Source organism: Deinococcus rhizophilus (assembly GCF_030271215.1).
In the GTDB taxonomy this organism is placed as follows: Bacteria; Deinococcota; Deinococci; order Deinococcales; family Deinococcaceae; genus Deinococcus; species Deinococcus rhizophilus.
Genome location: NZ_JASNGB010000123.1, coordinates 1 through 8,824, shown reverse-complemented (window position 1 = coordinate 8,824; position 8,824 = coordinate 1). Strand labels below are relative to the sequence as shown.

Here is an 8,824-nt window from a genome sequence, read left to right as displayed (position 1 = left end):
GGCGCAGGCGGGGCTAGGCCGGTGCCCCGGCCCGCTCGCCCAGGCCGAAGGCCGCGTGGACGGCGCGGGTGGCCGTGTCCACCTCGGCGGCGTCGATGGCGACGCTGATGTTCAGCTCGGAGGAGCCCTGGCTGATCATCAGGATGTTCACGTCCTCACTGGCGAGGGCGGAAAAGAGGCGGGCCGCCACGCCCTTCTGGCCGCGCATCCCGGCCCCCACGATGGCGAGGACCGCCACGCCGGGCTGCTCCTCGACCTTCAGTTCGCCCGTCATGCCGCCGCGCAGGGCCGCGAGGGTGCGGCGGGCGTCGGCGCTCTGGACGGCCAGCGAGACGTTGCTCATGGAACTGCTCTGGGACACCATCAGCAGGGTGATGTTCTCGCGGGCGATGGCGGCGAACAGGCTGGCGACGACCTCGGGCACGCCCAGGACGCCCGCCCCGGTCACGTTGATCAGGCTGACGCCCCGGATGGCCGTGACCGCCTTGACGGGGTGCGCGGCGTCCCCGTCCGGCTCGGCCCCGACGAGCGTGCCGGGAAAGTCGGGGTCGGCCGCACTCTTGACCCGCAGGGGGATGCCGCTTTCCTGCAGGGGCGTGACTGCGAGGGGGTGCAGCACCTTGGCCCCGAAGTAGGCGAGCTCCATCACCTCGCCGTAGCTGAGGCGCTCGATGTTGCGGGCGTCGGGGACGACGCGGGGATCGGCGCTCATCACGCCGTCCACGTCCTTCCAGGCCCAGACCTCGTCGGCGTGCAGCGCCTTGCCGATGATGGTGGCCGAGAAGTCGGTGCCGCCGCGCCCCAGGGTGGTGATCGCCCCCTCCTCGTTCTCGCCCATGAAGCCCGCGACGACCGGGGTAATGCCGGCGTCGAGCAGCCCGCCGAGGCGGTCGCGGGTGCGCTCGTAGCTGCCGGGGAGGGGCCGGGCGTTGCCGAAATGCGCGTCGGTCATGATCCCCGCCTGCCCCCCGGTGAGGTGGTGGGCCTGGATTCCCTGCCCCGAGAGCGCCAGGGCCATCAGCGGCGCGGAGAGGCGCTCGCCGAAGGCCACGATCAGGTCGCGGCTGCGCGGCGTGAGTTCGCGCAGGAGGTAGACGCCGTAGACGGCCTGCCGCAGCGTCTCGTGCAGCTCGCGGATCTCGCGCACGGCGGCCGAGTCGGGGGCCGCGCCGAGGTCCTGCGCGGCCGTGAAGTGGCGGGTGCGCATCGCGGCGATCTCGTCGTTGGCGGAGGCGATGTCGCCGCCCTGCGCGGCCTCCGCGAGCCGCAGCAGCCCGTTGGTCACGCCCGCCATCGCGGAGACGACCACGACCACCCTCACGCCCCCCCGGGTGGACCGGGCCGCCAGGGAGGCGCTGTGGCGGATCGCCGCCGCGCCCTGCATGTTGGTGCCGCCGAACTTCATCACCAGGAGGGAATGCGCCATATGGGGGGCATGATACGGCCCGCTCCGGCGGGGATGAGGCGGGGGGGAAGGGGCGCGGGCGGCGGACTCTCCGCGACTTTCCACGAAGGGCTACAGAACGCGCGGCGGGACGCGGGCAGCATGGGGGCATGACGCGCTCAGGCGGGGTGGCGGCGGGACTGCTGGGACTGATGCTGGCAGGGCTGGCCGTCGCCGCGCCCCGGCCCTACGCGGCGGCGGGCGGCAACGCGACTTTCGAGCACCGGGTGCGGGTCGTGACGGTGCGGGGGACCATCGCGGGCGTGACGGCGCAGGTGCAGCTCGACCCGGCCGACCTCGCGGCGACGCGGGGCCGCGTGACGGTGCCGCTGAGCGCGTTGAAGACCGGGATCGGCCTGCGCGACCGGCACGCGCAGGGTGAGGTCGCGCTGAACACCGCACGCTACCCCAACGCCACCTTCGTGCTGGAGGGACTGACGGGCGGGCGCTTGCTGGAGGGGCAGACCCTGGACACCACGGCCACCGGGCGCTTGACGGTCAAGGCGACCACCCGGCCGCTGACGGTGCCGATCAAGGCCACCCTGCGGGGCGGGCGGGTGGAGGTGAGCACCCAGTTCAAGTTCGACCCCTCCGACTTCGGCGTGCGTTACCCCGGCAGCAGCGACAGCGTGACGGTGGGCGTGACCTTTACCCTCGCGGCGCCGTAGTCCGGGCGGTCGGGCGGCCTCCTCTCCCCAGGTTCACCCTTCCTTCGGCGTCGAGCCCTCACCCGGGCCGGGCCGGCGGGGGTGGGTTACATTTGTGGGTGGCGTGGCGCGTCCGCGAGGGGCGGGCGGCCGCCGGTTCACGAGGAGGCATCACCATGAAAGTAGGCATCAACGGCTTCGGCCGCATCGGGCGCTTGGTCTTCCGCATCCTGGTCGAGCGCGGCATCGACGTCGTGGCGATCAACGACCTCACCGACAACAAGACGCTGGCGACCCTGCTCAAGTACGACTCGACCGCCGGGCGCTTTAACGGCACCGTGGAGTACGACGAGGAGAGCCTGACCGTCAACGGCAAGAGGGTCCATGCCCTGGCCGAGCGTGATCCCGCCAGCATCAAGTGGGGCGAGCTGGGCGCCGACATCGTGATCGAGTCGACGGGCATCTTCACCGACCGCGAGGGCGCGGGCAAGCACCTCGCGGGCGGCGCGAAGAAGGTGCTGATCACCGCGCCCGCCAAGAACGAGGACTTCTCCATCGTGCTGGGCGTCAACGAGGGGGAGTACGACCCCGCGAACCACCACATCATCTCCAACGCGAGCTGCACGACCAACTCGCTGGGCGCGCCCATGAAGCTGCTGGACGAGGCCTTCGGCATCGAGAAGGCGATCATGACCACCGTCCACAGCTACACCAACGACCAGCGCGTGCTGGACCTCCCGCACAAGGATCTGCGCCGCGCCCGCGCCGCTGCCGTGAACATCATCCCGACCTCCACGGGCGCGGCCAAGGCCGTCTCGCAGGTGTACCCCAAGCTCAGGGGCCGCTTCGACGGCACCTCGCTGCGGGTGCCCACCCCGGTCGGCTCGATCAGCGACGTGGTGGTCATCCTGGGCCGCGACGTGACCGCCGACGAGGTCAACGCGGTGTTCCGGCAGGCGGCGGAGGGCAGCCACAAGGGGATCATCGAGTACACGGAAGACCCCATCGTGCTGCAGGACATCGTGGGCAACCCGCACTCGGCGATCATCGACGGCGGCCTGACGATGGCGATGGGCAATCTGGTCAAGTTCTTCTCGTGGTACGACAACGAGTGGGGCTACTCCAGCCGCATCGCGGACCTGGTGGAACTGGTGCAGGAGAAGGGCGTCTAAAACCGCCCCACGGTCGGCCGTCAGCACTCAGCTTGCCAGGCTGACGGCTGGCGGCCGAAGCTTTCAAGGAGAGAAACATATGCAGACCCTCGAGCAACTGAATGTCCAGGGCGGGCGCGTCCTGGTGCGGGTGGATTACAACGTGCCGGTGGGGGACGGCGCGGTGCAGGACCGCACCCGCGTCACGGCGAGCCTGACCACGCTGCGTGAGCTGCTGGACGGCGGCGCGAGCCTCGTGCTGATGAGCCACTTCGGGCGGCCCAAGAACGGCCCGGAGGAGAAGTACAGTCTCGCTCCGGTCGCCCCCGTGCTGGAGGAGGAACTGGGGCGGCCGGTGCGCTTCATCGCCAGCCTGCCCGGCAGTGACGAGACGCTGGAGGCGGTGCAGGCGTTGCAGCCCGGCGAGGTCGCCCTGCTGGAAAACGTGCGCTTCGAGGCGGGCGAGGAGAAGAACGACCCCGGCCTGGCGGGGCGCTTTGCCCGGCTGGGCGACGCCTTCGTGCTCGACGCCTTCGGGAGCGCCCACCGCGCCCACGCGTCGGTGAGCGGGGTGGCGGCGCTGCTCCCGCACGCGGCGGGGCGGCTGCTTCAGCGCGAGGTGGAGGCCCTCTCGCGGCTGACGGAAGATCCCGAGTCGCCCTACGTGGTGATCATCGGCGGGGCGAAGGTGAGCGACAAGATCAGGGTGATCGAGCGGCTGCTGCCCAAGGTCGACCGGATGCTGATCGGCGGCGGGATGATGTTCACCTTTATCAAGGCGCGGGGCGGAAGGATCGGGGGCAGCCTGGTGGAGGACGATCAGGTGGAGTACGCCCGTGGGCTGCTGGACGGGTACGGCGCGAAGCTGATGCTTCCGACCGATGCGGTGGCGGCCGACCGGTTCGCCGCCGACGCGGCGACGCGGGTCGTCCCCGCCGACGCGATTCCCGACGGCTGGATGGGCCTGGATATCGGCCCGGATACGGTGCGGGCGTATGCCGAGGCGCTCCGGGGCGCGAGGACGGTCTTCTGGAACGGCCCGATGGGCGTGTTCGAGTTCGGGGCGTTCGCGGCGGGCACGAACGCGGTCGCGGCGGCGGTCGCGGGCCTTAAGAATCAGGCCTACACGGTGGTGGGTGGCGGTGATTCGGTCAGCGCGATCAACCAGAGTGGCCGCGCCGAACAGATTGACCACATCAGCACGGGCGGCGGCGCGAGCCTGGAACTGCTGGAAGGCAAGGCGCTGCCCGGTGTGGAGGCGATGAAATGACCGCTTCACCTGCAGGCCCGCGCACGCTGCTGGCCCTGAACTGGAAGATGAACAAGACCCCCACCGAGGCCCGCGCCTGGGGCCGTGAGCTGGCCGGGGAGTACCGCCGGGGCAAGGCCGAGGTGGCGGTGATGGCCCCGGCGATCAGCCTCTACGGGCTGAAGGAAGCCCTGCCCGGCGGCGTGGACATCGGCGGGCAGGATGTCAGCGCCCACGAGTCCGGCGCCTACACGGGCGAGATCAGCGCGGCGATGCTGCGCGACGCCGAGTGCACCTACGTCATCGTGGGCCACTCCGAGCGCCGCGAGTACCACGGCGAGACCGACGCGGCCGTGGCGGCCAAGGCGCGGCAGGCGCAGGCGCACGGGCTGACCCCCATCGTGTGCGTGGGCGAGGGCCTGGACGTGCGCGAACGCGGCGAGCACGTGGCGTACACGCTGGCGCAACTGCGCGGCAGCCTGGAGGGCGTGGACGAGCGCGTCGTGGTCGCCTACGAACCCGTCTGGGCCATCGGCACCGGCAGGACGGCCACCGCCGGGGACGCCGAGGAACTGGCGGCGGCCATCCGGGGGGCCCTGCGCGAGCGGTACGGCGACCTCGCGGACGGCCTGCGCGTGCTGTACGGCGGCAGCGTCAAGCCCGACAACGTCGCGTCCATCTGCGGGCAGCCCAACGTGAATGGGGCGCTCGTCGGCGGCGCGAGCCTGGGGGTAGGGGACGTGCTGGGGATGCTGGCGGCGCTGGAATAGCTGGAGTGAGAGGATGGGGAGGTCCGCCTCCCCTTCTTGCTGCAGTTACAAGTGATTAGTTTCACGATAAATCTGGTCGTGAATTTTTTGCCTGCCTGGGATCGGCTCTCCCTTTTCAGGGGGTCACCGTCTCGCCCCTATACTTCCCCTCGTGACTTTGACGAGCAGCATTGGGGACCTGCGGCAGCATGTGGGCGAGACGGTGACCGTTCACGCCTGGCTGACCGACAAGAGCGGCAAGGGCAAGATCCAGTTTCTGAAACTGCGCGACGGCACGGGCTTCGTGCAGGCGACGGTGTTCAGGAATGACGTGCCCGAAGAAGTGTTCGGGGCAGCCAAGCGGCTCACCCAGGAGCAGGCGGTCACGCTGGTGGGCGAGGTCCGGGCGGACGAGCGGGCGCCGGGCGGGGTGGAACTCGCGGTGCGGGACCTCTCCCCCGTCGCGGAGAACCGGGGCGAGTATCCCATCACGCCGAAGGAGCACGGGATCGAGTTTCTGCTTGACCAGCGGCACCTGTGGCTGCGGCACCGGCGGCCCTGGGCGGCCCTGCGGGTGCGCGACTGCGTGCAGCGGGCGGTGGTGGACTTCTTTCACGGCGAGGGCTTCGTGCGGTTCGACGCGCCCTTTTTCACGCCCAACGCCGCCGAGGGCACGACCGAGCTGTTCGAGATCGACCTGTTCGGGGAGGACAAGGCGTACCTCTCGCAGACGGGCCAGCTGCACGCCGAGGCAGGTGCGCTGGCCTTTGGCAAGGTCTACACCTTCGGGCCGACCTTCCGCGCCGAGAAGTCCAAGACGCGGCGGCACCTGCTGGAGTTCTGGATGGTGGAGCCGGAGGTCGCGCCGGGCAACCACGCCGAGAACATGGCCCTGCAGGAGCGGCTGGTGAGCTTTATCGTGCGGCGGGTGCTGGAGGAGTGCCCGGCAGAACTGGAGCTGCTGGGGCGCGACGTTTCGAGGCTGGCTGGGGCCGCCGAGGGGAACTACCCGCGCGTCACGTACACCGAGGCGCTGGAGATCGTGCGGGGGCATATCGAGGCGGGCGACCTGCCCGACAACGTGCAGGCGGACGTGCAGCCCGTGGCGTGGGGCGACGACCTGGGCGCCCCGCACGAGACGATCCTGGGCTCTCACTTCGACCGCCCGGTCATCGTGGAGCGGTACCCGGCGGCGATCAAGGCGTTTTACATGCAGCCCGACCCGGAGGACGCGCGGCTGGCCCTGTGCGACGACATGATCGCCCCCGAGGGCTACGGCGAGATTATCGGCGGCTCGGAGCGCATCCACGACTACGACCTGCTCAGGAGCCGCATCGAACACGAGGGGCTGCCGCTGAACGCCTTCGAGTGGTACCTCGACCTGCGCAGGTACGGCAGCGTGCCGCACGCGGGCTTCGGCATGGGGCTGGAGCGGGTGATCGCCTGGATCACCGGTATCGACCACATCCGCGAGGCGATTCCCTTTCCGCGCATGCTGACCCGCATGACCCCCTGAAGAGGCTGGGCCGGGGACCACCCCGGCTTTCTCCGTGGCACACAAGTGAAAGTGTTCACGATACGCTTGGTCGTGAAATTTTTGCCGCATTGCAGTTTTGGCGGTGCGCTAAAGTCGAGCCATGATCGCGTACTGCGAAGTGAGCGCCTTTACCGACACGCCGGGCTCCGGCAACCGGGCGGGGGTGGTGCTGGACGCGGAGGGGCTGACCGAGGAACAGATGCAGGCGCTGGCGGCCTTTCTGGGGGTGCCGGAGACGGTGTTCGTGACCCGGATGGGCGACGGGACGGCGCGGGTGCGCTACTTCACGCCGACGCAGGAGATCGACTTTTGCGGGCACGCGACGGTCGCGCTGGGGCTGCGGCTGGCACAGGAGGGCCGCTGGGGGGGCGAGGCGCTCGCGCTGGAGACGCTGGTGGGCCGGGTGCCGTTGCGGCTGGAGCGGGGCGCGGCGGGCGACTGCCGGGTCTGGATGGCGCAGCGGGCGCCGGAAACGCGCCGGGTGGGGCGGGAGGTCCGCCGTGAGCTGGCCGCCGCCCTGGGGATCGACGAGCGGATGATTCACCGGGGACTGCCCCTCGCGGCGGCGAGCACGGGGCTGTGGAGCGTGTTCGTGCCGGTGATCGACCGGTTGATTCTGGACGGGATGGAGCCGGACCTCGTGGAGATTCACCGGCTGTCGGACGCGCTGGAGGTCAGCAGCGTGTATGCCTACGCGCCCGTCGGGGTGGGGCGGTTCGCGGCGCGGGACTTTGCCCCGGCGGTGGGGATTCCGGAAGACCCGGTGACGGGCAGCGCGGGTGGGGCGCTGTTCGCGCTGCTGGCGGGAGAGGGAGCGCTGCCGGTGCGGTCGGGCCGGGCAGCCGGGGTGGTCTACCAGGGCCACAGCCTGGGCACCCCCGGCGAGGTGGAGGTCGAGGTCACGGTCGAAGGGCAGCGGGTGCGGGACGTGCAGGTGGGGGGATGCGCGGTCCTGAACTACGAGGGGGAATGGGCGTCGGGGCGCTGAGGCCCGCGCCAAACGGGAGCGGGTGAACCCGCGTACACTGCCCGGATGCTCGGCCTCCTGTGCGTGGATGTGGACGGAACCCTGATCGGCTCGGACAACACGGTCCGGGAGGACGTGTGGGCGGCCCTGGCCGACGCGCGGGCGCGGGGGATGCGGGTGGCGCTGTGCAGCGGGCGGCCCGCCTTCGGGAACGCGCTGGGATACGCGCGGAGGCTCGACCCGGATGGCTGGCACGTCTTTCAGAACGGGGCGTCGGTGGTCAACGTGGGGGGCGGTGAGAGCCTCAGCGAGGGCCTGCCGGAGGATGGGCTGGAACGGCTGCTGGCGCGGGCGGAGGCGACCGGGCGGCTGCTGGAGGTGTACACCGACCGGGACTACGGGTTCACGGTGCCGGGCGAGTTCGCGCGGCGGCACGCGGAGTTGCTGGGGCTGCCCTACGAGGTGAAGTCCCCCCAGGCCCTGACGGGCACGCGGGTGCGGGCGCAGTGGGTGGTGCCGCACGCCGAGGGGCCGGGGGTGCAGGCCGAGCCGCATGGGGGACTGGACCTGCACCCGGCGGGCAGCCCGGCGATGCCGGACACGCTGTTCGTGTCGGTGACGCGGGCGGGCGTGAGCAAGGGGAGCGCGGTCACGCGGGTGGCGGAAGCCTACGGGGTGCCCCTCTCGCGGGTGATGATGGTGGGCGACGGGCACAACGACGTGACGGCGATGCGGGTAGTCGGGCATCCGGTGGCGATGGGCAACGCGGACGCCGAGGCGCGGGCAGCCGGGCGCTGGCACGTCGGCCATGTGGACGCGGGCGGGCTGCTGGAGGCGGTCGAGCTGGCGCTGAGGCTGTAGGGATCTTGAGGGGTGGGGTGAGATCAACGTGGTCTGCCACGGCCGCCCGCTCCCACCGTTACTGAACGTGGATCGCCCCCTCTGGTAGCCTGCCTCCCGGATGGCGACGGTCACGGAGTTGAGGGACAAGCTGCGCCGCCCCCTCGCCGCCGAGCTGGCGACGGGGTGCGCGGATAGGGTGGTGGCGGGCGGGGTCGAGCGGCTGCTGGCCTCGCCGCT

At 71.0% G+C, this 8,824-nt stretch carries 8 protein-coding genes; 7 read left to right on the top strand and 1 reads right to left on the bottom strand.

From position 1 onward, the window contains the following. Positions 1-13: 13 nt before the first annotated feature. The gene (locus QOL99_RS12125; protein WP_285524157.1) at positions 14-1,426 is read right to left on the bottom strand and encodes an aspartate kinase; all 1,413 of its coding nucleotides are present in this window, start codon (positions 1,424-1,426) and stop codon (positions 14-16) included. Between the two features lie 128 nt (positions 1,427-1,554). Here QOL99_RS12125 and QOL99_RS12120 point away from each other — a divergent pair, with 128 nt between their 5' ends. The 7 genes from QOL99_RS12120 (at position 1,555) to QOL99_RS12090 (ending at position 8,605) form a co-directional block, all read left to right on the top strand. Next, positions 1,555-2,112 carry a YceI family protein gene (locus QOL99_RS12120; protein WP_285524156.1) on the top strand — a complete coding sequence of 186 codons (558 nt, stop codon included), beginning with the start codon at positions 1,555-1,557 and terminating at the stop codon, positions 2,110-2,112. A 155-nt stretch (positions 2,113-2,267) separates the two neighbouring features. Then, complete coding sequence (gap, locus tag QOL99_RS12115; protein WP_285524155.1) at positions 2,268-3,263, top strand: type I glyceraldehyde-3-phosphate dehydrogenase; 996 nt, start codon at positions 2,268-2,270, stop codon at positions 3,261-3,263. A gap of 79 nt (positions 3,264-3,342) precedes the next feature. After that, a complete protein-coding gene (locus QOL99_RS12110; protein WP_285524154.1) occupies positions 3,343-4,512 on the top strand; it encodes a phosphoglycerate kinase in 1,170 nt (389 codons plus the stop codon). Next, complete coding sequence (gene tpiA, locus QOL99_RS12105) at positions 4,509-5,261, top strand: triose-phosphate isomerase (RefSeq protein WP_285524153.1); 753 nt, start codon at positions 4,509-4,511, stop codon at positions 5,259-5,261. Before QOL99_RS12110 ends, tpiA begins: the two co-directional genes overlap by 4 nt. Before the next feature lie 157 nt (positions 5,262-5,418). After that, positions 5,419-6,756, top strand: a complete 1,338-nt coding sequence (asnS, locus tag QOL99_RS12100) for an asparagine--tRNA ligase (protein WP_285524158.1) — start codon at positions 5,419-5,421, stop codon at positions 6,754-6,756. A 121-nt stretch (positions 6,757-6,877) separates the two neighbouring features. Next, positions 6,878-7,765 carry a PhzF family phenazine biosynthesis isomerase gene (locus QOL99_RS12095; RefSeq protein ID WP_285524152.1) on the top strand — a complete coding sequence of 296 codons (888 nt, stop codon included), beginning with the start codon at positions 6,878-6,880 and terminating at the stop codon, positions 7,763-7,765. A gap of 45 nt (positions 7,766-7,810) precedes the next feature. Further along, complete coding sequence (locus QOL99_RS12090) at positions 7,811-8,605, top strand: Cof-type HAD-IIB family hydrolase (RefSeq protein WP_285524151.1); 795 nt, start codon at positions 7,811-7,813, stop codon at positions 8,603-8,605. Positions 8,606-8,824 lie beyond the last annotated feature (219 nt).

Excerpts from the sequence above, each read along its gene's own strand:
- QOL99_RS12125 (WP_285524157.1), bottom strand. The coding sequence starts at position 1,426 with ATGGCGCATTCCCTCCTGGTGATGAAGTTCGGCGGCACCAACATGCAG.
- QOL99_RS12120 (WP_285524156.1), top strand. The coding sequence starts at position 1,555 with ATGACGCGCTCAGGCGGGGTGGCGGCGGGACTGCTGGGACTGATGCTG.
- gap (WP_285524155.1), top strand. The coding sequence starts at position 2,268 with ATGAAAGTAGGCATCAACGGCTTCGGCCGCATCGGGCGCTTGGTCTTC.
- QOL99_RS12110 (WP_285524154.1), top strand. The coding sequence starts at position 3,343 with ATGCAGACCCTCGAGCAACTGAATGTCCAGGGCGGGCGCGTCCTGGTG.
- tpiA (WP_285524153.1), top strand. The coding sequence starts at position 4,509 with ATGACCGCTTCACCTGCAGGCCCGCGCACGCTGCTGGCCCTGAACTGG.
- QOL99_RS12095 (WP_285524152.1), top strand. The coding sequence starts at position 6,878 with ATGATCGCGTACTGCGAAGTGAGCGCCTTTACCGACACGCCGGGCTCC.
- QOL99_RS12090 (WP_285524151.1), top strand. The coding sequence starts at position 7,811 with ATGCTCGGCCTCCTGTGCGTGGATGTGGACGGAACCCTGATCGGCTCG.